The sequence below is a fragment of the Streptomyces chromofuscus genome (assembly GCF_015160875.1).
GTDB lineage: Bacteria > Actinomycetota > Actinomycetes > Streptomycetales > Streptomycetaceae > Streptomyces > Streptomyces chromofuscus.
The window spans coordinates 5,461,510-5,485,889 of sequence record NZ_CP063374.1 but is presented as its reverse complement, the minus strand read 5'-3'; the positions used below and the strand labels follow the sequence as shown (position 1 = coordinate 5,485,889).

At 66.0% G+C, this 24,380-nt stretch carries 15 protein-coding genes; all 15 read left to right on the top strand.

Annotated features, from left to right (window positions below):
- Nucleotides 1-89 precede the first annotated feature (89 nt).
- The 15 genes from IPT68_RS24800 (at nucleotide 90) to IPT68_RS24730 (ending at nucleotide 24,186) form a co-directional block, all read left to right on the top strand.
- A complete protein-coding gene (locus IPT68_RS24800; RefSeq protein WP_189696572.1) occupies nucleotides 90-1,028 on the top strand; it encodes a DUF317 domain-containing protein in 939 nt (312 codons plus the stop codon).
- Nucleotides 1,029-1,030: 2 nt separating this feature from the next.
- Entirely contained in the window at nucleotides 1,031-1,231 is a 201-nt protein-coding gene (locus tag IPT68_RS24795) for a hypothetical protein (RefSeq protein WP_189696571.1), read from the top strand.
- A 144-nt stretch (nucleotides 1,232-1,375) separates the two neighbouring features.
- The gene (locus IPT68_RS24790; protein ID WP_189696570.1) at nucleotides 1,376-2,338 is read left to right on the top strand and encodes an alpha/beta fold hydrolase; all 963 of its coding nucleotides are present in this window, start codon (nucleotides 1,376-1,378) and stop codon (nucleotides 2,336-2,338) included.
- A 23-nt stretch (nucleotides 2,339-2,361) separates the two neighbouring features.
- Nucleotides 2,362-3,234 carry an adenine nucleotide alpha hydrolase family protein gene (locus tag IPT68_RS24785; protein ID WP_189696569.1) on the top strand — a complete coding sequence of 291 codons (873 nt, stop codon included), beginning with the start codon at nucleotides 2,362-2,364 and terminating at the stop codon, nucleotides 3,232-3,234.
- On the top strand, nucleotides 3,231-4,499 hold the full coding sequence (locus tag IPT68_RS24780) for a DNA cytosine methyltransferase (protein ID WP_189696568.1): 1,269 nt from the start codon (nucleotides 3,231-3,233) through the stop codon (nucleotides 4,497-4,499). Before IPT68_RS24785 ends, IPT68_RS24780 begins: the two co-directional genes overlap by 4 nt.
- Nucleotides 4,499-5,617, top strand: a complete 1,119-nt coding sequence (locus tag IPT68_RS24775) for a DnaB-like helicase N-terminal domain-containing protein (protein WP_189696567.1) — start codon at nucleotides 4,499-4,501, stop codon at nucleotides 5,615-5,617. The genes IPT68_RS24780 and IPT68_RS24775 overlap by 1 nt, the downstream gene beginning before the upstream one ends.
- Nucleotides 5,618-5,745: 128 nt before the next feature.
- Nucleotides 5,746-7,047: a DUF317 domain-containing protein gene (locus tag IPT68_RS24770; RefSeq protein ID WP_228039857.1), complete on the top strand. Its 1,302-nt coding sequence runs from the start codon at nucleotides 5,746-5,748 to the stop codon at nucleotides 7,045-7,047.
- Nucleotides 7,048-7,259: 212 nt separating this feature from the next.
- The gene (locus IPT68_RS24765) at nucleotides 7,260-10,856 is read left to right on the top strand and encodes a DEAD/DEAH box helicase family protein (protein ID WP_228039855.1); all 3,597 of its coding nucleotides are present in this window, start codon (nucleotides 7,260-7,262) and stop codon (nucleotides 10,854-10,856) included.
- The gene (locus IPT68_RS24760) at nucleotides 10,853-12,298 is read left to right on the top strand and encodes a restriction endonuclease subunit S (protein ID WP_189696565.1); all 1,446 of its coding nucleotides are present in this window, start codon (nucleotides 10,853-10,855) and stop codon (nucleotides 12,296-12,298) included. Before IPT68_RS24765 ends, IPT68_RS24760 begins: the two co-directional genes overlap by 4 nt.
- Nucleotides 12,299-12,321: 23 nt before the next feature.
- A complete protein-coding gene (locus IPT68_RS24755) occupies nucleotides 12,322-13,827 on the top strand; it encodes a class I SAM-dependent DNA methyltransferase (RefSeq protein ID WP_189696564.1) in 1,506 nt (501 codons plus the stop codon).
- A 488-nt stretch (nucleotides 13,828-14,315) separates the two neighbouring features.
- Entirely contained in the window at nucleotides 14,316-15,428 is a 1,113-nt protein-coding gene (locus IPT68_RS24750; protein WP_189696563.1) for an AAA family ATPase, read from the top strand.
- Nucleotides 15,429-15,546: 118 nt separating this feature from the next.
- Nucleotides 15,547-16,587, top strand: coding sequence for a restriction system modified-DNA reader domain-containing protein (locus tag IPT68_RS24745; RefSeq protein WP_189696562.1), 1,041 nt, complete (start codon nucleotides 15,547-15,549; stop codon nucleotides 16,585-16,587).
- A gap of 524 nt (nucleotides 16,588-17,111) precedes the next feature.
- Nucleotides 17,112-18,239, top strand: coding sequence for a restriction endonuclease-related protein (locus IPT68_RS24740; protein ID WP_189696561.1), 1,128 nt, complete (start codon nucleotides 17,112-17,114; stop codon nucleotides 18,237-18,239).
- Nucleotides 18,236-21,544 carry a pPIWI_RE_Z domain-containing protein gene (locus IPT68_RS24735; protein ID WP_189696560.1) on the top strand — a complete coding sequence of 1,103 codons (3,309 nt, stop codon included), beginning with the start codon at nucleotides 18,236-18,238 and terminating at the stop codon, nucleotides 21,542-21,544. The genes IPT68_RS24740 and IPT68_RS24735 overlap by 4 nt, the downstream gene beginning before the upstream one ends.
- On the top strand, nucleotides 21,544-24,186 hold the full coding sequence (locus tag IPT68_RS24730) for a pPIWI_RE module domain-containing protein (protein WP_189696559.1): 2,643 nt from the start codon (nucleotides 21,544-21,546) through the stop codon (nucleotides 24,184-24,186). Before IPT68_RS24735 ends, IPT68_RS24730 begins: the two co-directional genes overlap by 1 nt.
- The last annotated feature ends 194 nt before the right edge of the window (nucleotides 24,187-24,380 follow it).

Below are 24,380 nucleotides of genomic sequence, written 5' to 3'. Positions count from 1 at the left end.
AGCTCAGGCTCCGCCACCTGGGCCGTTGAATGCCGACACCTGACGGCGGTCCGAAGCGCTCCGTCTCTTCCCCACCACTGGACTCCCCTGTGCCCGAACCCCGCCCCGACCCCGGCCTGCGCCGCACGCAGCGGGCCGGCCGTGACCGTAGCGATGACGATGTCCTCGTCGCCCCTGGCTACCTCGCCGGCAGTGCCTATTGCGGTGACGACGCCTTCGTCCCGCTGACCCATCACTACTGGCACGACATGAGTGACGAGATGGGCAACTTCTACGTCACGACCATGGGCAGCCAGCTCCGCATCGCCTACGTCCCGGAAGCATCCGAACTGATGCCGGACGCCACCGCGTTGTGGCAGATCCGCTGCCGCACGGATCTGCACGCCCCACCGACGTGGACCGCGGCCTTCACCGACGAGACCCCGCCCGAGATCGTTGCCGCCGTGACCGCCGCCCTGGACGCCGACGTCACCGCGGGACGATGGGACGACGAGCCCTACCGCGAGCGCGATGACCATCCGGAGATGGTGTGGGAGGTCCTGCGCGCCGCCCGCTGGCAGATCACCGTGGACGGCTGGCACATCACCGCGACCTCGCCCGACCGGCTGGCCCGCCTGGAATACCGCCCTCCCTCCTCGTTCGGCGGGCACACAGTGGCCCGGGACGAGGCGTGGCGCGCGAGGATCCTTGCCGTCCCGGATGCGCGGCGGGCGCTGTGGGAGGCCGATTTCCACAGCGCCACCCCCGCCCATCTGGTCGCGGCCTTCGCCACGGCTCTGGCCGATCCGGCGCCGGTCTCCCGTGAACGCGCCTGCGTGCCGCGCGAGTGCCACGCCCACCTGCGCCCGCTGAAGCCGAACGCCCCCGCGGCGCCCCGAGCCGCAGCGGTGCCCACGCCGCGGGACCTCGCCCGTGCCCGGGCGGCTCGCGGTCCTGCACTGACGACCGTCAGCGTTCCGCGCTGGTCGACCACGACACGGCCGCCCGCCGTTGCTGCCCCCGCCGTCACGCCGGGTCCGCGCCGCTGAACATGTCCACCGCCGGGATCCAGCGCGACACGGCCGCCGAAGGCCACCGCGCGCTCGCTCGCCACCAGCCCAGCCACAAGCGGCTCCTCGCCGCCTCCTACGGCAACGGCACCACCCGGCCGTGGTACGAGCCGGTAACCGGCAGCGCCATCCCATCCCGCCGCCCAAGCACGCGGCCGAAGGCCACAGCCGTACGGCGCTGACTGCCCGCGCCCCTTCGGGGTCGCCTCCCCGGTATCCGCCCGCCCCCGTACGGCGGCAAGCGCAGTGCGGTGCCGAACGGCCGGTTCCACCAACCCGGCGCGAACGGCTGCCCCCTACTGATCCCCCCTTTGGGAGTCCTACCTGTGCGTAACCCGCCTTCTGCCACCGAGGTGTTGTCGGTCTCCGCCGCGGACGGCACGCGCCTGTCCGTCTACCGCGACACCCCGGTGCGCCCGCGTCCCGGCGGCGCGACGGTCGTGCTGGTGCACGGCGCGTCCGTCACCGCCGACCTGTGGCGCGTCCACGCCCGGCACCTGACCGGCCTGGGCCTGACCGTCGTGCGCTACGACCAGCGCGCGCACGGTCACACCCCGCGCGGCCAGGCACCGCTGACGATCCGGCAGCTCGCCGACGACCTGCACCAGATCCTGACCCACCTCGTCCCCGCCGGGCCGCTCGTGCTCGCTGGCCATTCCCTGGGCGCCCTCGTCCTGCAGGAACTCGCCGCCCTACACCCCCAACACCAGGCCCGCGTTCGGGGCATGGTGCTCCTGTCGCCTACCGTACGCGGGGCGAGCGTGCTGCCCGGCCGCAGCCCGCGTGCCCTGCTTCTGGCCGCCGGACGCAGCCTGTTCGCCCTGACCTGCACCCATGCGCCCCGCGCGGTGGACTTCCTGCGGCACCGGCTGCCCACCACACATCCCTACAGCCTCGCGCCGCACCCCGACCGACCGGCCGACGGGCCACCGCCGTGCCGCTACGGCATCCGCCACACCCACACCCGCGATCTCGCCGACCTGTGGCAGTGCCTGCGCCGCTACCAGCCGCGCGACGCCACCGTGCTCAACCAGTTCGGCGACCGGCTGCTGCTGATGGCCGGCGCGGAGGACCGGCACATCCCCGCCGCCCACACCAAGCAGCTGGCCGCCCAACTCCCTGCCGCCCGCCTGGAGATCCTCCCCCGCACCACGCACGCGCTGCCCATCCGCCACCCCGCGCTCATCAGCGACCGCATCGCCCACCTCGCCGCCGGGCCACGCCCCCACCCTCCTCACCCCCAGGACCGATCATTTCCGAACTCCCCACTTTCCGGGCAATTTCACTAGGTGCCGGTATCCAGTCCAGCGCCATGCTCGCCCTCTCCGCACAAGGCATACTCCCGAAGGTCGACTACGCAATTTTCGCCGACACGGGCTGGGAACCGAGAGCCGTTTATTCCCATCTCGACCGGCTGGAGCGAGAAATAGCCAGACCCGCAGGCATACCCGTTCTCCGCGTATCGTCCGGAAACATACGCAAGGATGCCCTGGACCCCGACCACAGATTTGCGTCAATGCCGCTCTACGTCCTGAACAAGGACGGAAATGCGGGTATGACCAGGCGCCAATGTACCGGGGAATATAAAATTAAGCCGATCAAGAAAAAGGTCCGCGAAATACTCGGCTACCCCTATCCGACACGCATCCCCAAGGGCGTCTTCGTCGAGCAGTGGGTCGGCATCTCCACCGACGAATTCCACCGGGCCAAGGACGCCGACGTCAAGTACATGCGCAACCGGCACCCGCTCATCGACATGGGCTGGTCACGGTCCGACTGCATCCGCTACCTGACGTCGCTCGGCCTGGCCGACACCCCGAAATCGAGCTGCCTCGGGTGCCCTTTCCACGGAAACGCTCAATGGCGCAACATCCGCGACAACTCCCCGGCGGAATGGGAGGACGTGGTGGAGTTCGACGCGGCCATCCGCAAGGGAAACGCGCGCGCCAACGCCACCGGCAACCGTCTGCTCGGCGAGGCGTTTCTCCACCGCTCCCGCGTACCCCTCAGCGAAGCTCCCATCGATCACGTCACCGCCGCCGAATGGGCAGCGATGCAGCAAGAACTCACCGACAGCGGACCGGACCTGGAGGAGCTGGAGCAAGGAGTCGTCGACGGCTGTTCCCCGTGGGCCTGCCGCGGTGAAGTCGCGCCAGTGCAGGACGACTTCGGACTGGCCTCTTGACCATCCTGGACCTGTTTTCGGGGCCGGGGGGATGGAGCCACTCACTTAACGTCCTCGGCGTACGGGACGTGGGCCTGGAATGGGACGAGTGGGCCTGCAAAACCCGTGCGGCGGCAGGGCAGTTGACCATTCGTACCGACGTGGCGCTGTATCCCGTCTGGCCCTTCCTCGGCAAGACCGCCGGGCTCATCGCGAGCCCGCCCTGCCAGGCATGGTCCATGGCCGGCAAGCGCCTCGGCCTGGTGGACCAGCCCCTGGTCCACCAGGCGGTCGCCGACCTCGCCACCGGCCGCGACACCCGCGAGCAACTCCTGGCCGCCTGCCGTGACGAGCGCTCCCTGCTGGCTGCCGAGCCGATGCGCTACCTGCATGCCCTCAACACGGTCGGCGAGCCGGAGTGGGTGGCCATGGAGGAGGTCCCCGACGTCCTGCCGCTGTGGCGCCAGTACGCGGCCATCCTGCGCACCTGGGGCTTCTCGGTATGGGCCGGCATCCTGAACGCTGCCGACTACGGGGTTCCGCAGACCCGCAGACGGGCGATCCTGCTCGCCTCCCGCACCCGCACCGCCGAACCGCCCCCTCCCACCCACGCCAAGACCACCGAACCGGACAGCCTGTTCGGGCCGGGCCGCAAGCGGTGGGTGTCCATGGCCGACGCCCTCGGCTGGGGCGCCACCGACCGCCCCGTCCCCACCGTCTGCGCAGGCGGCGGCTCCGGAGGCGGGCCCGAGCCGTTCCCCTCCGGCTCACGCAAGACCCTCACCGACGCCCGCGACCGCGGCACCTGGACACCACGGCCAGGCTCGGGGATCGTCCTGCAATCCCGCCGTGACGGTGCCGGTCAGGCACAGCCGCACGGGACCCGGAAGAACCGCTCGGCAGTCGCCCCGACACCGGCCTCCACCGCCGAGGAGCACCGCTGGTCCTGGTCGCTGCGCAGCAACAACCAGGCAAACGCCACGATCCGCAGCGTGGATGAGCCCGCCGGCACCTTGTTCTTCGGCCACCGGGCCAACGAATGCACCTGGGTCGCCGAACCCACGCACGACCCGGATGGAGACGCCCCGGCGCCGGATCCCATCCGGATCACCGCCCAGGAAGCCGGCCTCCTGCAGTCCTTCCCCGCCGACTACCCGTGGCAAGGCAACAAGGGCCAGGTCTTCAGCCAGATCGGAAACGCCATCCCGCCCCGGCTCGCCGCGCACCTGCTGGCCCCGCACCTGGGCAAGACCCTCACCCTCGACGACTTCACCCTGGCGGCCTGATGCCCCACCCCACCGACCCGTACGAGGACGACCTCGCCGACACGCATCCGCCGCAGCCCGTGCACTACGCCGAGCAAGCACTGCTCGGCGCCCTCCTTCTCGACCCGCACCGGCTCGCCGAGATCGGCTCCCTGGGCGCGGAGCACTTCAGCAACTACGCCCACGGCGCCCTCTTCGCCGCCATGCGCAGCGTGTCGGCACCGGATCCTGAACAGCACCTCAAGGACCCGGCCTGGCTGAACACGGTCCTGGATGCCGCGCGCCCCGAGGCTCCCGGACTGACCACGTCCTACCTCCACACCCTGATCCAGGTCTGCCCCTGGCCCAAGCACGCGGCGACGTACGCGCGGATGATCCGCGCCGACCACGCCCGCCGGACGCTGGGCGCCCACGCCGAACGGCTGGCCCTGGCCACGACCGATGCCACGCTGCCGAACCCGGCCGCCACCACCCTCGCCCAGGCCGACGCCCTCGCGCGGTTCCTGGAGGACCTCGCCGGACAATTCGCCCCGCACCCCGGCTCTCTGCCCCGCACGCCGCTGCCGCCCGAGCCCCCGCGGGACACCGGTGAGGAAGCCCTGGACGAGGAACAGTTCCTCCTCGCGAGCGCGACGGCGCACCCCGCCGAGCTGACGCAGATGCGCTGGCTGCTGCCCGAGGACTTCGCACTGCCCCTGCACGCCGCCTTCTGGCAGTGCCTGACCACCCTCGCCCACCGCGGCGACCCGGTCGATCCCGTCACGGTGCTGTGGGAGGCCCAGCACCGCGGCCTCCTGAACGCCAACATCGCGCCCGCCGACCTGATGACCCTGGCCTCCACCCCCGTCGGCTCGCCGGAGTACTGGGGCGAGAAGGTCGTCGAGCGCGCTCTGCTCGCCCGCGCCCACGCCGTCGCCACCCGGATCACGGCATACACCGACGACCCGGCCAACACCCCCCACCAGCTGATAACCGGCAGCCGCCGCGCCCTGGCCGACCTCAGCGCCCTGCGCACCCGCTGGAAGCACGCCAACACGCCGGCACCGACGACCAGACCCGCACGTACCAGCGCCTCGGCGCCACCGCGGGCTGGCCCTCCGCGAACAACGGCTCCGCCCGCCTCGCGCATCTCCCGCTGACTGACACCGACCGCCTGTGGCCGAGCCCTGAGGTCCCGTACCCAGGCCGAATTGAGCGACACCCTTTGACGACCCCCGCCATCGACGCACACGTCCGTCTCGACACCCACCCCGCCCACTCCAGTGCCGTGACCGCCATCCTCACCGGCACGCGACACCGCACCGCCCACGCACTTCTGACTGCCCGCGGATTCGAAGCCGCCGACGAGCACACGCTGGTCCTGGCCCGCATCGACCACGAGGAGCCCTACTGGGCAAAGAAGGCCGCCCAGGCGCTGACCGCCGAAGGCATCACCACCGAGATCACGCCCCGGCTCCGCGAAGCCATCGACGAGGAATGGACAGGGGCCAACTACCCCATGCCTTGGTGTACCCGCGAGGAGATCCGGGAGGTCTCCAACGAAGCCCAGAAGATCTATGACGACATCCGCCGCGGCCGCCTCGTCATCCACGCCCACGCCGACGACAGCGGAACCACCGTCGCGGTCGGCACCTACCGCGAAGGCAAGAGCATCTACCTCCACGGCGAGAACCACCTGCGGCAGATCGCCGACACCTTCGACGCACCCGCCCAGGCCCTCGCAGCCTTCGAACGCCTCCATGGCGACACTATGCGCCCCGGCGCCGCACCCATGACCGACACCGAACACCAGACCGCCGAAGCCCGCACCACGCTCGGCGCACCAGCCGCCGCAAAGCCCGAACAGCCCGCCCAGCGAACGGAAACAGTTCCCGCCTACGCCGCCGACCCCGGCGACCACGAAGCCCTCCTCAACCACTTCCTCGAGTCACAGGGAGAGTGGGAGAAGTACCGCACCTGGGACGACAACACCACCATCGCCAGCCACGAATCGCTCACCCTGCGCGCCCTCTTCGACCACGACGCCGAATCCCGCGACACGAAGTGGACCATCGCCGCCTACGAGTCCCCGGTCAGCGGGCGCCTCTGGCACGCCACGGCTACCGCCACCACCCCGGTGCAGATCGTGCGCACTCTTCTCAACGCCCTGGCCTCCGGTGACGCATGGGGCTCTGGACCGGCCACCAGCGTCTTCGAGACCACGATCGCCGAGGCGACCCGTCCGCTCGCGGACGCAGGCTGGAAGGGGACGATCGACGGGCGCTGGATTCGCTGGGAGGCTGCGGGCGGTGAGGCCGCCGGCGTTCTGTTTGATGCCTTCGCCGCCCAGAAGCCGCACAGCCTGCTGCCGACCTGGACTGTGTGGGGCGGCAATGCCGCAGACCGCCCGACCTGGGCCATACAGCTATCACCGAAAACCCCCGCCGAGCTCCTGCACGACATCACGTTCGAACTCGCTCATGGCCAAGGCGTCCGACATGCCCTGCCTGTCCCGACGCGTCCCGCTGCCCAAACGCATCAGCCGATGCTGATCCGCGCTCCAACAGTTCGCTCCACGCCCGGGCGCTGAGCAACCCGTTGGGCTCACCGATCGGGCCCGGACGATACTGGCAGAGTGGATCCATCCCCGGGTAGGCGATTCCGGAAGCAGTGGAATGTCGACAGCTATCACGTGGCAAGATCGAGACGACTGTCTGCCGACGTGCTGCCTGGTGTTCGGTACCTTGGTGACCGCGAGGGTGCAAGCAAAACGCTGGACGCTTGAGCGAATGTGGAGGCTTCGTGAGCCAGGGGCGTGGCCCGATCGACCCGCGGGTCCGGGAGCTGGCTGCTCGATCCGCAAACTTCGGCTTCCTGCTGCCTCACGAGCCCCTTCTGGTGCTGTACGGAGCGAGCGCGGAGGTCAACCTCTTCACTGACCCGAGCGTCACGCTGCTCAAGGGCCGCCAGTTCGGGGACACACTCGCGACTGCTCTGATGCGACGATCTGGCATCACGGTCGCCAAGGACGATCAGGCCAGCAGGGTGCACGCGCTGGCTCGGGCTGGCTTCCTCGACGAGCCGGTACGGCTGACGTTCGATGCTCTGCGACGACCGGTACCCGATGCCGTGGATACGGACTTCGCCCTTGAGCGAGAAGCCCTGCGAACAGTCAGGCATTGCTTCCAACTGGGGGTCTGGTTCCACCGTCTTCTGACCGGCGACCGGGAACAGATTCCTTTCATCCCGCCAGAGGCGCCCGAGTGGGTCCAGTCAGCGGAGCCGACAGATACAGACGCCCGTGCCGAGGTGCAGGCGCTCCGCAGTGAACTGGAGGCTGCCCGCGTCAGCCTGGAGCTCTCCCGGGTGAGTTACTCGGACCGGGAACGCAGCTATGAGGAGGCTCTGGAGAAGGCTCGCGAGAGCGCCTCTTCTGAGTTGGCGCGGGCCAGGGCCACCCTCCCCGAGGTCTCGACGCTGGTTACCTCCCTGGCTACAGAGGCATCACGACTCCAGCGTGGATTCGACGAAGCACCGTCACCGCGAAAGCCAACTGCCAGGCAGAGGGAACTACTGGTCTCTAACGCTCGCCGGGCAGCCCAGGAACCGCTGAGCGAAGCGCGGGTACGCGATCGAATCGACGAGATGCTGAGCGAGGCGGGCTGGGCCGTCCAGGACGGGAAGGGGAACCAGAACCTCTACGCAACACGAGGCGTTGCCGTCCGCGAGGTAACCACTGCGGCTGGCCGGGCAGACTACTTGCTTTATGTCGACACCAAACTCATCGGTGTGATTGAGGCCAAGCACGAGGGCGCTGACCTCGCAACCGCCGAAAGGCAAGCTGATCGCTACGCGGAAGGGCTGACCGCCCGACAAGATCTGCAGGCTTGGCGGACTCCCCTCCCGTATCGCTACGTGAGTGATGGGGGTCTGGTTAGGTTCCGCAACGACCTAGATCCGGATTCTCGGACCCGCGACGTCTACTCGTTCCACCAGCCTGAAACCATCGCCCGGTGGATTCGGGAGGCCGAAGCCGATGCGGCAGCGCCCACCTATCGAGCTCGCATCAGGGAACGCCTGCCGATGCTCGACCCTGCCGAAGTGGCTTCTGGGCGGCTCAGGCCAGCGCAGTTTGAAGCCGTCCATGGATTGGAGGAGTCTCTGCGTCGCGGAGACCAGCGATCCCTAATCCAGATGGCAACCGGTGCTGGCAAGACGTTTGCAGCGGTCACTGCCGCCTACCGTCTCTTGAAGCACGCCAAGGCGCAGCGGATCCTGTTCCTCGTCGATCGCAACAACCTTGGATCCCAAGCCCTCGCAGAGTTCACGAATTACACGGCTCCGGACGATGGGCGGAAGTTCACCGAGCTTTACAACGTCGACCAGCTCACCGGCACCACGGTACTGGACTCATCCAAGGTCGTAATCTCCACCATCCAGCGACTCTCCAGGCTCCTGGCCGGACAGGAGCCCGGCGATCCTGAAGACTACAGCGATTCCTCGGCGTTTGAGGAAGAGGAGCGCGGCACATCGGCGCCTGCAGCTGATGTGACCTACAGCCGCAGGCTACCGCCGGAGTCGTTCGACCTGGTGATCATCGACGAGTGCCATAGGTCCATTTATGGCCGATGGCGGTCAGTTCTTGAATATTTCGATGCACACCTTGTCGGACTCACAGCGACGCCCGTTGCCCAAACATTTGGCTTCTTCCATCAGAACCTGATCAGCGAGTACACCTACGAACAAGCGGTAGCTGATGGGGTGGCGGTCGACTACACAACGTATCGCATCAGGACTGCCATTACCGAACAGGGTTCCGTCATCCCGGTCGAGACCCATGTCCCGATCAAGAACCGCCGGACTCGACGCCGCCGGTACGAGGAGCTGGATGACGACTTCTCATACGGCGCGAACCAAGTTGGCAGCAAGGTCATCAGCACGGGACAGTTGCGGACGGTTCTCACTGCCTTCCGCGACAACCTAACCGTATTCTACCCCGAGCGCGACAACGTTCCCGCCGATATGCGCATGGTTCCGAAGACGCTTATATTCGCCCGCGATGATAACCATGCCGACGAAATCGTCGAGATGGTGCGTGGCGTTTTCGGTCGGGGTAACAGCTTCTGCAAGAAGATCACGGGAAAGGCATCTCAACCAGATCAGCTGCTGTCCGAGTTCCGTAACGCCCCCGAGCTGCGTATTGCTGTAACAGTGGACATGATTGCCACGGGTACCGACGTTCGGGCAATTGAGTGCGTGTTCTTCCTGCGGGATGTCAAGAGCTGGGCCTATTTCGAGCAGATGCGCGGCCGTGGTGCACGAGTGATCGACTCAACCGAACTGCGTGCAGTGACGCCGGACATCCGGGAGAAGACCAGGTTCGTTGTCATTGACGCCATCGGCGTCACAGAGAGTCACAAGCGCGAAACACCGGTGGTTGAGAAGGATGACGCGAAGCGCACATCGCTCCGCAAGCTTCTCGGCAAGACCGCGGGCGGCACTATCGACGAGGACGAAGCCGAAGAGCTCGGACTGAGACTGTCTCGGATGTCTCGCACGCTCACGGCTGAGGATCACGCGGAGATCACGCGCCTGGCCGGCGAGTCGCTGGATGCGATCGTCGGCAGAATCGCAAAGTCTGTCGATGTAGATCATATAGACAAAGTCCGGCAGGCAGACGGCGCCAAGGGTGTGCACTGGATGGTCCAGCAGGCCGTACAGCCTTTGGCTCGCAATAAGGACCTGCGCGACCTCTTGGTGTATATCCGCACCGACCAGCGAATCGTCTACGACGAGGTGAACCCGGATTCGCTCCTGTCCGTCGGGCCGGTGGAGATGGCCCAACGTACCGTGACCAGCTGGCGCGAGTACCTTGCTGAGCATCACGACGAGATCACATCCCTCCAGGTCGCGCTGACCGGCCACGGAGGGCGTGAGGTTCGCCCCCGGGAGGCTTACCAGCGACTCAAGGACCTGGCCTCGCGTATTGCACGGCCGCCTCACCAGTGGACCGTGGAGCGACTGTGGCAGGCATACGAACAGCTAGGGGCAGCCTCGAGCGAGCCGGGCGTCAAGCACGGGCCGCCAGACCTCGTTTCCCTGATCCGCTATGAGCTTGGGCTGGATACCGAGGTGCGACCCTACCGATCAACAGTGGAGAGTCGGTTCGCCAACTGGGTGGCTCGCCAGAAGCAGGCGGGCGTCACCTTCAGTGAAGACGAACTCTGGTGGCTGGAGCGGATCGTCGACACGATGGCCACCAGCGTCAGGTTCGATGTGGCCGACCTAGACCGCGTACCCTTCACCGAGCGTGGTGGAACCGATGGTTTCCTTCGCGTCTTCGGCGACGACCGTGCCGAGGCTGTCCTCAACGAACTAGATCAGGAACTGACCGCATGACCGAACTGCCGCCCGGGTGGGCGCGGTCCACGCTGCAGGACTTCTCGGAAGTACGGCTCGGCCGACAGCGTTCGCCCAAGAACCACAACGGCAGCAATATGCGGCCCTACCTGCGCGCGGCCAACGTGGGATGGCAAGGGCTACTCCTCGACGACGTGAAGTTCATGAATTTCACTGAGGACGAAGTAGAGACCTACAGGCTCCAGCGTGGCGATATAGTCCTGAGCGAGGCATCCGGCAGTGCTGGCGAGGTTGGCAAGCCGGCGCTCTGGAATGAAGAGATCGATGACTGCTGTTTCCAGAACACGCTGATTCGAGTCAGAACCCACGACGCCAATCCGCGCTTCCTCATGCATTACTTGCGATACGAAGCGCTCAGGGGTGCCTTCGCACAAGATTCGCGCGGTGTCGGAATCCACCATCTTGGCGCAGCTCGGCTAGCCAGGTGGCAGATCGACCTTCCTCCGCTGGCCGAGCAGCACCGCATCGTGGACGCGCTCGAAGATCACCTCTCACGCCTGGACTTCGTCGAATCCTCTCTGCGGAACGTCATCACCCGCATGTCAACGCTTCGCGACAAGATCACTGACATCGCAACGACTGGGGGCGTGAGTGCGGCGAGCAGGGTCGTCACCAAGATTCATGAGGTAGGGATCGACGACGGCCCGTTGCCGCTGCTCCCGGTCGGCTGGCGCTGGTCGCGGTTGGGTGACATCGCACATGTCGTCGGTGGCGTGACCAAGGACAGCAAGAAGCAGAACGACCCCGAGTACATCAGCGTCCCCTATCTGCGCGTCGCAAATGTGCAGCGTGGTCGGCTCAACTTGACTGACGTGTCGACGATTCGGGTTGCGCCAAAGAAGGCCGAGCAGCTCCGCCTCAAACATGGGGATGTTCTTCTCAATGAAGGTGGAGACCGCGACAAGCTCGGCAGGGGATGGATCTGGGAAGAACAAATTCCCGGCTGCATTCACCAGAACCATGTCTTTCGGGCTCGAGTTGACCAGGGAATTCTTCACCCGAAACTCCTGGCATGGCACGCGAATGGGTTCGGGAAGCGCTGGTGTGAGCTCAACGGAAAACAGAGCGTAAACCTGGCGTCGATCAGCCTCAGCAAGATCAAGATGCTTCCGGTCGCGATCCCCCCGTCAGACATTCAGCATGACCTCGTCAGCCACATCGAGGCACGGCTGAGCATGGCCGACGCCGCGCTTGAGACGGCGGAGGCCGGTCTGCTCCGAGCAGCAGCCCTACGCAGGGCTGTCTTGCGCCGGGCCTTCTCCGGAAAGCTGGTGGAGCAAGACCCTGCAGACGAGCCCGCGGCGGCGCTGTTGGACCGCATCCGCTCAACTCGGCCGGCGAGGACGCCTCGAAGGCAGACACGCAAGCCCAGCGCAGCAACCAAGCGTGAGAGCCAGGCAGTACAGGAGACTCTGCTGTGACCCCACCAACTACCTCGTCCCGAGTGAGCGTTGACGCCCAAGCTCTGGTCAACAAGCTCTGGAGCTACTGCAACGTGCTGAGGGATGACGGCGTCTCCGTGCTCGATTATGTCGAGCAGCTGACCTACCTGCTGTTCCTCAAGATGGCCCATGAGCAGAAGAACCGCCGGTTCAATCAGGTAGACATCCTTGACGGCCTCGACGCTTGGCAGATCTTGTTGGACGCTGAGGGACAGGAGCTTGAAGAGCGGTACAGCGAAATCCTCAGCGTGCTCGGGCGCAGCGGAGGAACACTCGGTCGAATCTTCCAGAAGGCACAGAACCGAATTCAGGATCCCGCCAAGCTGAAGCGCTTGATCCGAGAGCTGATCGGCAAGGAGAACTGGTCCGGAACGGGCGTCGACATCAAGGGCGATGCGTACGAAGAGCTGCTCGCGAAGAGCTCAGAGGACGTCAAGTCCGGCGCCGGGCAGTACTTCACCCCCCGAGAGCTCATCCGTGCTGTGGTCGACTGTGTGCAGCCAACCCCAGACGACACGATCATGGACCCGGCCTGCGGCACCGGAGGCTTCTTGCTGAATGCGTTCGAGTACATTCAGCATCACCACGAGATGGGCCTCACGCTTGAGCAGCGGGAACGGCTCAGCACGGGCGCAATTTGGGGCAACGAGCTCGTCGATGGCACGGCACGCCTCGCCGCCATGAACCTGCTATTGCACGGCATCGGCCAACCGAATGGCGAGTCGCTGATCGACGTGGGCGATGCTCTGGCAAAGCCGCCCACCCGCCACGCATCACTCGTCCTCGCCAACCCTCCGTTTGGCAAGAAGTCTTCGATCACGATCATCGGCGAGGGTGACGAGTTTGAACGCAAGGATCTCACATACCATCGTCGGGACTTCTGGGTAACCACGACCAACAAGCAGCTCAACTTCGTGCAGCACATCTACACCTTGTTGCAGACCGGTGGCCGAGCAGCGGTGGTAGTCCCGGACAACGTGCTGTTTGAGGGGGGCGTTGGCGAGACCATTCGCAGACGACTCCTGCAGCAATGTGACGTGCACACGCTGCTGAGGCTTCCTACAGGAATCTTCTATGCCGGCGGCGTAAAGGCGAACGTCCTGTTCTTTGAAAAGCTCCCGCCTCGCGCAGACGGAGAACCGCACACGCAGAAGCTCTGGGTCTACGACTTCCGGACCAACCGGCACTTCACTCTCAAACAGAATCGGCTGTCCAGGGAGCACTTGGACGACTTCGTCGCTGCCTACGCTCCGGGCAAGGACCGCAGCGAACGGACCGAAACGGACGCTTTCAAGGCGTACGGCATCAACTACCTCTTGAACCGGGAGCGGGTCGACCTCAATCTCTTTGCGGGTCTCAAGGACAAGTCGATTGAGGACGCCGACGACCTGATCGAAGCTCACGTCCTGGCCGAGGAGATCGCGGAAGAACTGGAAGCAGCCTTGTCAGAGCTGATCAATCTCACCGAGGCATTGCGGCCCGTCTTGACGCCGAAGGATGGGCTGTAGGCCACAGCCTCGTGACCCCATAAACGTAAGAAAGACCTGGCCCACGGGGAGGGGACGTGCAGCTGCTAGAACTTCACTTGCCTAGTTATCGGGGGCTGCAGGACTTTACCCTCGACCTGTCCGAAGGCCACGACACGTACGTTCTGGTTGGGCGAAACGGGCGTGGGAAGTCGCGAGTCCTTCAGGCCCTTGCCGAGATTTTCGGAAGCCTCTGGCGCGGTCAGCGTGCACCATTCGGGTACCGGGTCAAGTACAGACGCGGCGGACGTCTCGTGGAAGTAAATCAACGAGCAGCCAAATCCGTGCCCAGGATGACGGTAACCGAGGTAGATTCAACCAGTTCAGTTGTTCATAGAGCTGCTTGGAGTATCCATCTCCCAGACCACGTCTTCGGCTATCAAGCCGCAAGGGAATCCGGGTGGGGGGAGGAATTTGATCGTCATAGACACGCCGATATGGCGGCGGCGCGAGGTGACAGCACTTCCGGTATGGGTGAATCCCTCGCCCGCGGCATTAGACCGCTTTTCCTTTGTGATGTCACCCATCTTCCGCTGATCTTGCTGGCTCTCCTCTCGAACTGGTCGGAGAAATTCGCGCATCTCGCGGAGAGGGAGGTGCAAATCTCTGGCTTCGTTTCCGCCGATGTCACCATTCAGAGACCGGGCTGGTATAAGCGCACACGGGATATTGATCACCCTTATTGGGGACTGAAAGGTGACGCTCCAGCACTCTTCGACGCGATCGCCACACAAGGAAGATTCGGGGCCATTCCCGATGCGGCAGCCCGCAGCACATACACGGATTTCCGAATCACTATAGCCACACCCGACGACCTCAAGAGCTTTCGTCGGCTGTTCGCTTCGGACGTGGCGATGTTCGCAATGTTCGAAAGACTCCACTCTGCAGGACTACTGACAGCCGATGTGCGCTTGAGCATGGTCGACGGACACCAGATCAGACCGGAGGAACTGAGCGCAGGCGAACAACAGATCCTCACAATCATGGGAATGCTGAGGCTGCAGCGCGGCGAAGAGTCACTCTTTCTCCTTGATGAGCCAGCTTCACACTTTCACCCAGGCTGGAGCCAACGCTGGTACTCGACCGTCCAAGACATGTTGGAGGACGGACAGGATTCACAGTTCATTGCGGCTACCCATGATCCAGCACTGGTGTTGAATATCCCTCGCGAACAGATCCGCATTCTCCATGGATCCACGGCAGCTCTCACGCGTGCCGAGATGCCGACCGTCGACCCGCGGGGGCACGGAGTCGGAGGCTTGTTGACCACCGAACTCTATGGTTTGAATACGCAGTTGGACGACCACACGCAGAGACTCATCGATATCCAGTATGAGCTTTCACGAACCCCGGTATTGAATGAAGAGGATAATCGTCGACTGCGGCGCGTCAACGAGGAACTAGAATCCCTCGGGCTTGACACCATTCGCCGCGATTCCTCGGTGTCACTATTTCTTGCAGAGCTCGACCGGCGACGCAAAGAACTTTTAAAAAGAGCTGGTAGTGCAGATCCTCCTTCGGCCGAGGAGTTCGCACTTATGGTGAGAAGGCTCTTCGACGAAAAGCTCAGCCGGGGTTTGTGACGACGTGCGCCACGTAGACATGAGCCATTTGTCCGTACCGGCCGCTTGGGCTCGGCACGCAGCTGTCCTAAAGAAGCGCGTAGCGGCTTGCGGAGCTGACAAGGTCAAGCTGACGGAATTGTTCAAGAAGTCCCCGTATTGGACAAACCTGCGTCCACAGCTCATCGCATTGGCTGGCCGTAAATGCTGGTACTGCGAAGGTGAGGTCTCCAACAGTCGTCTTGCGATTGATCATTTCAGGCCGAAGGGTGGCGTCGTCGGCGAATCATCGCATCTCGGCTACTACTGGCTGGCGTACGAAGTCAGCAATTTCCGACTCATATGTGAATTTTGCAACTCGTCAACGGACGACTCTCCAACAGGTAGTCGCGTTACGAAGATTCACCATTTTCCCCTGCTGAATCCTGATGCAAGGCTTCGAGCACCAGGTGCCAGCCCGGAAAGCATTGAGAAAGAGCTACCAGTCCTCCTGGACCCCATCAAGCCGAGAGACTGCGACCTTCTGGGCTTTGATTCTTCCGGTACCGCGCGGCGAAATGACCACCGCCCACAATCTGCCCTTGAACGCGCGGCTAACATATGCAGAGTCACTGAATCCATTCGCATCTATGCCCTAGATCGGCCAGGGCTGAACGAGCGGCGCAGCAGGGTGTGGAGGGATACCGTCTTCAAAGCACAAGTGCTTGACTCGGGCATTCATATTGATGGTGCCGTGGATAGGGTCCGGGAACTCATCGCGCCGGAGGCACCCCACAGCAGTGCCGCGCTGTCGGCTCTACGCAGCAGCCGCCATCTTGGCTCTGTGGTAGAGCAGTTTGCCGATGTGCTGAGACTGGAGCCAGGTTTCGATGGCATCGCCCAGCCGGAGGCTCACACCGTCTCCGACCTGATCAACGCTGGCTCGCTGAAGAGCGGAGTCGAAATGGTTGGGGTTACGGACTTTGGCGAGGTCGTGGCGCTACTCTTGCCTGACGGGGGGTTCGAACTGGGTGCACGGTCATATGCCACCCCAACGTCCGCGGCACGGGCAGCTACTGGCCGTGCGGATGTCGATGGGTGGGAATTCTGGCATATCGGCGTCGCAAACATTCGCGTTTCGCTATCTCAGATTCGGCGCGAATTCAATGAAGCTCGGACCGAATCATCGTCCGAGCCATGACAACTGTCCGGGGCGTCGTGAAGCCCGCGTCTGGTCAGCTGCGGCGCGCCTTCTTCCCTGCGTCCGCCGCCGAAGCCATTGTCTGCGCTGTCGGTGGCGCCCTTCCCGCCCGTAGACCGTCCTGCAACGACCGGTACAGCCTCGAAAGGGTCGAGCAGTTGGACCACCCGGCAGCCCACCGCAGCTGCGCTGCCGGGTGGTCCAACTGCTAAGTGCCGCAGGTCGCATCGGCGCCGCCCGCAGTTCCGGCCGGCAGGACCAGGCCGTGATTTTCGAAACCATAAGCGAATAGATCGAACACGCATTCGCGCTGCGGTGGGCGTTGTCAGTGCGGTCCGGTATACCGGTCGGCTATGAGTGTTGCTCAGGAAGCCCCTGCGTCGCCCTCCGGCCGTACGCAGCCGCGATCGGTTGACGGCGACTCCCCAGATGACTACCACCCCGCTGCTGCGGTCCCTGCGTCGCGGGACGTCGGCCCGGGCGGAGAAAGAGACCCACGGACCGCTCAGGACGACTACCTGCTGGTGGAGCTGCTGTGTGCCGCCTTGGCGAAAATCCGCCTTGAGCGGCAGCGGGCCGGCGTTCAAGCCTGCGGCACGGACGGGTCGGGGCCATTGCCGCGTGCCTGGCGTGATGCACGGGGCCGCCTGTGGTGGAAGGCGCAGACACTGGGCTTGGAAGGGCCCGCCAACGACCTGGAACTGTTCAACTGGTGTCGTCGCCCGCTGGGGTCGTGGCCTGTGCCGCTATCGCTCACGGAAGGCGATCTGGAAGCGGTGCTGCTGGAAGGTGATTCCCTGTCCGAGTTCGCCGAGCAGGCGGCAGACCTGGTCCAGCACGCTGACGTTGAGGCGGAACTCGTTCAGAATCAGGTCTTTGCCGCCCTGATGCTGTGTGCCCGGATGAACGGTGGGAACGACGAGGTGGTCCAGCGGGTCTATTGCCGGCTGCGGCGCCTACTGATCGACCATGCGGTGCTCGGCGACCGCGAGGTCCAGGTGCTGGCGCGGGAACTACCGGCAGCGGACTCTGACCATGACTCGTTCCTGGCGAAGTTCGTCCGCGTCGCTTTCGTCCACCACCCGGTCGAGGCGCCGGGGAGAGTCCGCTTGCGACGCTGTGGAGAATGCCGAAATCCGGTTGACGACGGGGCTGTTGGCTGTGGGACTCCCGGCTGCACGGGGGTGCCGGAGCGACACGAGGTGGCGTGTCTGGGCGGGTATTGGACCCAGCACCGGGCCACCCGCCAGTTCTTCCACGATCCCGGATTGTTGGAGGGCCGGCTGCAGGACCACCTGGACGAACTCGCCGACGAACGCCTGTGCGTCGAGGACTGGCCGAGCCTGGACGCGTGGGATATGGCAGTGACGTTCAAGGCCCAGGAACCGGGTGCAGAGGCGGAGTGCTGGGCCATCGACGCCAAGGACTGCTCAAGCCCAGCCCTGCTCGCCCGAGGCTTTCGCTGCGATCCCCGCGTGCCGACACGGCGGCGCATCATCGTCATCCCCATGCACCGCCTCAGGACTCCCGGATACCGCGCGGATCTGGAACGCGAACTGCAGGGCCGCGTTTCCGGCGTCGAAGTCCTCGACGAGAAGACGTTCCTGCACCAGGTCACCGTCCGTGCGCGCCAAGCAGGAGGAACGCGATGAGGGACACCCGCGCCTGGAGCAAGCCACTGGTGAAGGAACTGGCGGACGACAGCGTGCGCCCCCTGCTCGGACCCCTCAGGCCCTGGGAAATCTGCGCGCTGGAGGTGGGCCTGTCGTTCCTGGACGACCATCTGCCCGGCCACGGCGTCGGCGCCCTGTGGCCAGTGCTGTCCGGATACATGCGCCTGGAAGAGGACCTGGGCCAGCAGATCCGGACCCTGCGGGAGCTGATGGGCCCGCTCGCCAAGACCGGGACCATGCGGGAGAAGCTCGATCAGTACGTGAAGCTCCCAGCACAGGTACGGGGCTTCGAACCATGTGACATGCCCGGCCACAAGCCGGAGTTGTCGACCGTGTTCACCCGCCGGTCCACCCCGTACGCCGCGGCCCGTCATGACCTCTACCGTCAGAAGCTGCAGACAATCGCCCCCTACCAGACGGCCTCCTCCTACCGGCCGGCGCCGCTGGGTGCGGTGTGCTTCTTCGAGCGGGCCGACGGCAGCCGGGAACAGATCCGCGTCCCCGAGACGCTCCTCCCGGCACCCACCCCAGCGGTGCTACCCGCAGCGGCCTCCCGAGTGCAGGAGCCCATCCCCCTCACGCGGGCAGACTTCCAGTGGGCTGCGGAGCAGATCGACAAGCTTCTGGAAGCCCACCCGGAGATCGAAAACCGGGACTTCGTCAAACGGTTCGAGCAGATGGAAGCCCTGCTCGCCGACCACGCCAAAGGGCATCTCCGCGATCAGCAGTGGCGGATGACCATTGACCGCTTGTGGCACGTGGTCGGCCTGATGAACAGCGGCAAGTCCACCCTGCTGGATCTGATCGCCTTCATCGTCGCCCGCCGCGGCGGCAAGGTCGGTTTCGTCCTCGCCTCCGGCAGCGACGTGTTCGCCAAGGTCAGCTTCCTGCAAGCCCTGGGCATCGATGCCGTGCCCATCTTCGGACGCACCCGGGAAGGCGTCCACAAGGACCGGTTCTGGCGCTCGCTCCTCCACGACGGCGAGACGACCTTCCCCAAAGGTCTGGACCCGGCCGCGGCGTTCGCCGACGACCAGTGCTACCTGGAGGAGCTGCGGCTGACGAGCAGGACCAACCGGGCTCCGCTGCCCCGCGAGGAGCGACCCTGCACAGGCCGTCTCACCGTGGCTGGCGAGAGCGGGCGTCGGGACTGCCCGCTCCTGTCCCGGTGTCCTTCGCATACGGCGGCACGCAAGGTTGCCGAAGCACAGGTCTGGGTGACGACCGCAGCGGGCCTGGCCTCGACGAGGATGCCTCAGTCCCAGATCGAGGTCCGCGTCGCCGAGGCCGCCCAGCACCACCTGTCCGTCCTGCTCGTGGACGAAGCCGACACCGTGCAGCAGCAGTTCGACGACCGGTTCCTGCTGCACGAGATCCTTTCCCAGCCCGGCAGGGGCTGGAGTCACCGGGTGGGAGACCGCATCGGGCAGCGGCTGGAGCACTCCTGGTTCCTCGATCTGCTCAACCCGGAGGTGACGGCCGGCGACAAGCACTTCCGCCGGCACGATCAGGCACTGACCGAGCTCTACCGGCTCGTCATCGCCCCTGGCGCGGACGCCCTGCGCGCTGTTATCGCCGAGGGACCGTTCACTGGCTACAGCCTCCTGCGGCGCCTGGTCCGCAGCCTGCACGGTCTTGGTGAACGGACCGACTTCACGGACAAGGCGGAACTGGAAGAAGCCGCCGACCTCTATTTCGAGGACCACTTCGCCTCGCTGCTCTCCGCTCCGTTTCAAGCCCCTGCGGCGAACTGGGCCGAGCTGATCGAGGCGATGACGGCAGCCCACGACACTCATGTCTCGGCCCAGGAGGCCGCAGAGGCGTGGATCACCACCCACCAGCCCGCCACCAACGAAGCCCATGTCCGAGGCACATTGGCGGAGTGCGCACAACTGCTGCAGGCCGGGGTGTGGGCAGCGCGGATCACTACCTCCTTCTTCGAAGTCGCCCAACGGCTGCCCGCCATCAGTAGCTCCCCGATCGGCGACGGAGAGGACTTCTGGAGCCGGCAGCCGCCACGTGACCTGATGCCCTTCGTGCCCGAACAGGCTGCCGGGAACCTGATGGCGCTTCAGTGGCAGCCCAATCCCGATGGTGACAGCGGATCGTTCAGCATCCTGTGGCTGCGTGGGGTCGGCCGCTGGCTGCTCTACCACCTCCATGATCTCCTGACAGCCGAGGGCATCGAGGGACCACATGTCGTCCTGGCCTCCGCCACCAGCTGGATGCCCGCCTCGCCCCGCTTCCACCTGGACGTCGCCCCGAACCTCGTACTACGGGAGCCGGCCAAGGCCAGGGCCGCGCTGAAGGAAAGCAAGATGTTCTTCCGCCCGCCCCGCTATCTCGACGGCCGCCCCGTGTTCACCTCGGGCACCGGCGGCGATCCCATTCGCCATGCCCACGCGCTGTGCACGGCCGCCGACTGGATCTGCAACCCCGCCCCCGGAGCCCGCGAGCCCCTGCTCCAGCAGGCCCGTCTGCGGCTGGCCCCCGACCGTCAACAGGTCCTGTTCACCGTGCAGAGCACCCGCGACGCCCAGACCGTCGCCGACTACATCAACCACAAGACCCCGTACACGGCCCTGCACGTCATCCGCGACGACGACCCGCCCACCCGGCACAGCATCCCGAGGCGCCGCCTGCCCACCTTTGCCGCGTCCGGCGCCGACATCCTGGTTGCGGCCGAAGGCGCCGTTCAACGCGGCCACAACATCCTCAACGCCCGCCGCGTCGCAGCCCTCGGCGCAGTGTTCTACCTGGCCCGCATCCACCCACCCGCCGACGATGCCACCTTCCCGCTCTCCCTGCTCAGTCGCGAGGCGATGCGCCGCCTGCGCGACCCTATTGAGCTGGCCGACCCCGCGATCGATCCCGTCGACCTCGCCCGCAAACTCCGCCACGGCGAACGCCGCCGCTGGCAGCAGCGGGTCGGAGAGCCGGTCCTGTTCTCCCGCCTGACCGACCCGGTCGAACACGCGGCGTTCGTCGGCAACTTCCTCGTCCCACTCCACCAAACGATCGGCCGCGGCATCCGTGGCAACGAACCGGTCCTGGTGTACCTCTGCGACGCCGCCTTCGCGCCCCGCACCGCCACGCTCGACGAAACCGCGGCCGACACTCCCCGCACGAGCGTGATCGTCGCCGCCCAGCAACTCCTGCACGGCTGGCTCACCGATCCAGGCCCGACCGCCACCCCGGCGAAGCGACTCGACCACGAGCTCGCCCACGCCTGTTGGGGTCTGGCCTCCCATCTCCTCGACAACATCGACTGGGGTCGCCGCTGATGCCTGCCTACCGCGCCACCCAGGCCACCGTGCTCACCTTTTCCCCCGGGGCCAGCTGGCCTGTCACCGGCTACCGCGCGACCTGCCCACCGGGGATGCTCAGCCTTCTCCAGGACGCCTGGGAAGCCCACCCCGGCCGCCGAAAGCGCAACGGGCCCGACAACCTGCCCACCAAGTCACTGAGGGACCTGCTCACCCTCATCGACCCGGACATCACCGCCGTGCAATGGAACCCGCGCCATCCGGCCTGGCTTCGCGCGCGCACCGAGATCGACCCGGACCTGCTGCTGATCGCGCTGTCGGCATGGGCCTCCGCTCACGTCACGCCCCACGTGCCGGACACCGACTGGTACGGCCGTCTCGAAGGCGCCGGCCAGTTCGAATGGATCCCCGAAGACCTCGACCTCGCTCAGCACGGCCTCCACCCCAACGACACCGCCAACCCTCCGGGGCACGTCTTCGACCTCCTGCCCAGCCTCGTCGCCGAACACCTCACCACCACCGACCTTCAGATCCTGGGCCACCACCCTGACCTGCGCCTTGGCCCCACCCAAGCCGACGGCCGCCGCACCCTGCACCTTGGCCAACCGGAGCGCCTCATCGATGAAGACGGCGCGGCCGGAGCCAGCGTGGACGTCCTCACTCTCCACCTGGAGACCGTGCCGGGCGTCCCCGAAGTCCACCTCCACATCGACCTGGGTATGACCCGCTTCGCGACGAACGCAGTCGACTACATCCCCCGTCGCGGAAACGGCGACCCCACCGCCAGCGTCCTGCTCTCCGCCAAGGAAGGCTTCATCCACCGCCGCGAACGTCCCATGCTCCTGCAGAGCTCCGTCACCATCCGCCGACGCGGACAGGACAGCTCCTGGGCCTGGCAGCCGGGCGTCACCAGCATCCTCGCCCGCCTCACCCACCACGAGCCACCCAGCCTCGACGAGCTGCGCAGCGCCCCCGGCAACGCGGCGGCCCAGCCCTTCGCCGCCCACCTCGTCCACAGCACCGGCATGACCTACCGCCATCCGGACCAGGACGGCGCCCCGCCGGCTCGTGCCACCCACGACCACCCCGTCGGCCACGGCTACCAGCCCCGCGACCACATGGAGGTCCTCACTCAGGTCGCCCGACAGCTGGAGGACAAGGGCCTGGTCCCGCTGACGCCCACGCCCAAGGCGCGGACCCGTGCGAAGACGCGCCTGCCGATGCAGCTGCCCGACTCCCCCACGTACGAGCTCGAAGTCTGGGCCTCCTCCGACCGCACCTGGCAAGGTCTGCAGACCGCTGCCGCCGACAAACTCGGCCTGGCTCCCGCCACCTCAACAGCGGCTTGCGCCAGCTTCACCGGGCCGATCAACCTCACCCTCCACCGCCACGACCCGCAGGACCTGACCGCCGGACTGCCACGCTCCACCGAGTCGGATCCGGCAGCCCGGCGGGCCGCCTACGAAGCCAGCGAGGCCGAACGCACCACACGAATCACCCGTGCATTCCCCCGCCTTACCCACCCGATCGCCTGCATCGTGGAGATGGAAGGCGCGGCCTACTTCTCCCGCACACACCAACGCGACCCCAAGCCGCTCTTCAAGAAAGCCCTCCCGAGCCTGCGCCGCAACGTCCAATGCCTACGCCCCATCCCGCCGGCCAACCCCAATCCCAGCAAAGCAGCCCTCGCCAAGCGCTTTCCCGGCACCGACTTCGCGACCACCGACATCGAGCGCGCCACTTCCGCCCTCCGGGACGCCCTCCGCCAGGCCGGTCACCTGCCCAAGCTCCCCGCCCCACCCGGCATCGAAGGCCCCTTCGAGCTGATCACCGTCTGGCTCGCCCCCGCAGGCGAGCGGATGCTCGTGCCCATGCTGATCCGTCAGCACACCCACGAGGAGCCCACGGCACAACTCATGACGACGACGGGCAGCCTTGCCGAGCGCCCCATGCCGCTGACCGCACTGCCGGAGGCCCTCGTCGCCGGACGCGGACGCGTGCCCCGTACCGCTCGCGCGGCCCTCGCCGACTTCCTCACCAACGCGCTGTCGCTCGACTCCACCGCCGACCGCCTGCTGCTCGTACGCCGCGCCCGGACGAGCGACAAAGACATCTGGCCCTGGCTACAAGACAGCCGCATCACGTTCGACCAGCTCGTGCTGCCGGGCATCGACATCACGGCCCCCAATGCCGACCCAGTCCACCGCAAGCCCGGCGACCAGCCCGGCCTGCGCATCATCCGGCTACGCGAGCGCAGCGATCGCTCTGCGGTGCCCAGAGCCTTCGGCGTGACCCAGGAAATGGTCAGCGCCGGCGACGACACCGACGAACTGATCCCCATCACCCGGCACGGACGATTCTCCGGCCTGGTCGAAGTCGGAGAACGCGCCTTCTGGGGCATCAACCCACGCTCCGACCAGAATCAGACCCCTCTCACGCTCACCAAGTTGGACCCGGCCCAGACCGCCAACCGGACCTGGACCTGCTCCAACCCGAGCTCCCTGGAGATCGTGCCCGCCTTCCTCCAGGACGGCGACAACCCGGCCGACTGGGCCATGTACGTCCACGCTCAACGACGCCTCCACGCCCACACCACCATCGCCACCACTTGGCCGGCCATCGTCCACCTAGCCGAGCTGATGGAGGAATACATCCTGTGAAGTGCCCGGGCGGGCGCGCCGGTGCGCGGCCACACCCCGGCCGTGCACCGGGGGATCACCACAGCGAAACGCCTGCGAACACGGCGGTCTCGCGGTGGTGTGGCGGGCGCCCTCCGGCGCGACCGAGGATCGCATGCCACCCCGACGGCCGAGATCGATCAGCTCCTGCGCATAGCCCCCGGCCAAGCAGGACA

Excerpts from the sequence above, each read along its gene's own strand:
- IPT68_RS24795 (WP_189696571.1), top strand. The coding sequence starts at position 1,031 with ATGTCCACCGCCGGGATCCAGCGCGACACGGCCGCCGAAGGCCACCGC.
- IPT68_RS24785 (WP_189696569.1), top strand. The coding sequence starts at position 2,362 with ATGCTCGCCCTCTCCGCACAAGGCATACTCCCGAAGGTCGACTACGCA.
- IPT68_RS24775 (WP_189696567.1), top strand. The coding sequence starts at position 4,499 with ATGCCCCACCCCACCGACCCGTACGAGGACGACCTCGCCGACACGCAT.
- IPT68_RS24760 (WP_189696565.1), top strand. The coding sequence starts at position 10,853 with ATGACCGAACTGCCGCCCGGGTGGGCGCGGTCCACGCTGCAGGACTTC.
- IPT68_RS24750 (WP_189696563.1), top strand. The coding sequence starts at position 14,316 with ATGGGTGAATCCCTCGCCCGCGGCATTAGACCGCTTTTCCTTTGTGAT.
- IPT68_RS24735 (WP_189696560.1), top strand. The coding sequence starts at position 18,236 with ATGAGGGACACCCGCGCCTGGAGCAAGCCACTGGTGAAGGAACTGGCG.
- IPT68_RS24730 (WP_189696559.1), top strand. The coding sequence starts at position 21,544 with ATGCCTGCCTACCGCGCCACCCAGGCCACCGTGCTCACCTTTTCCCCC.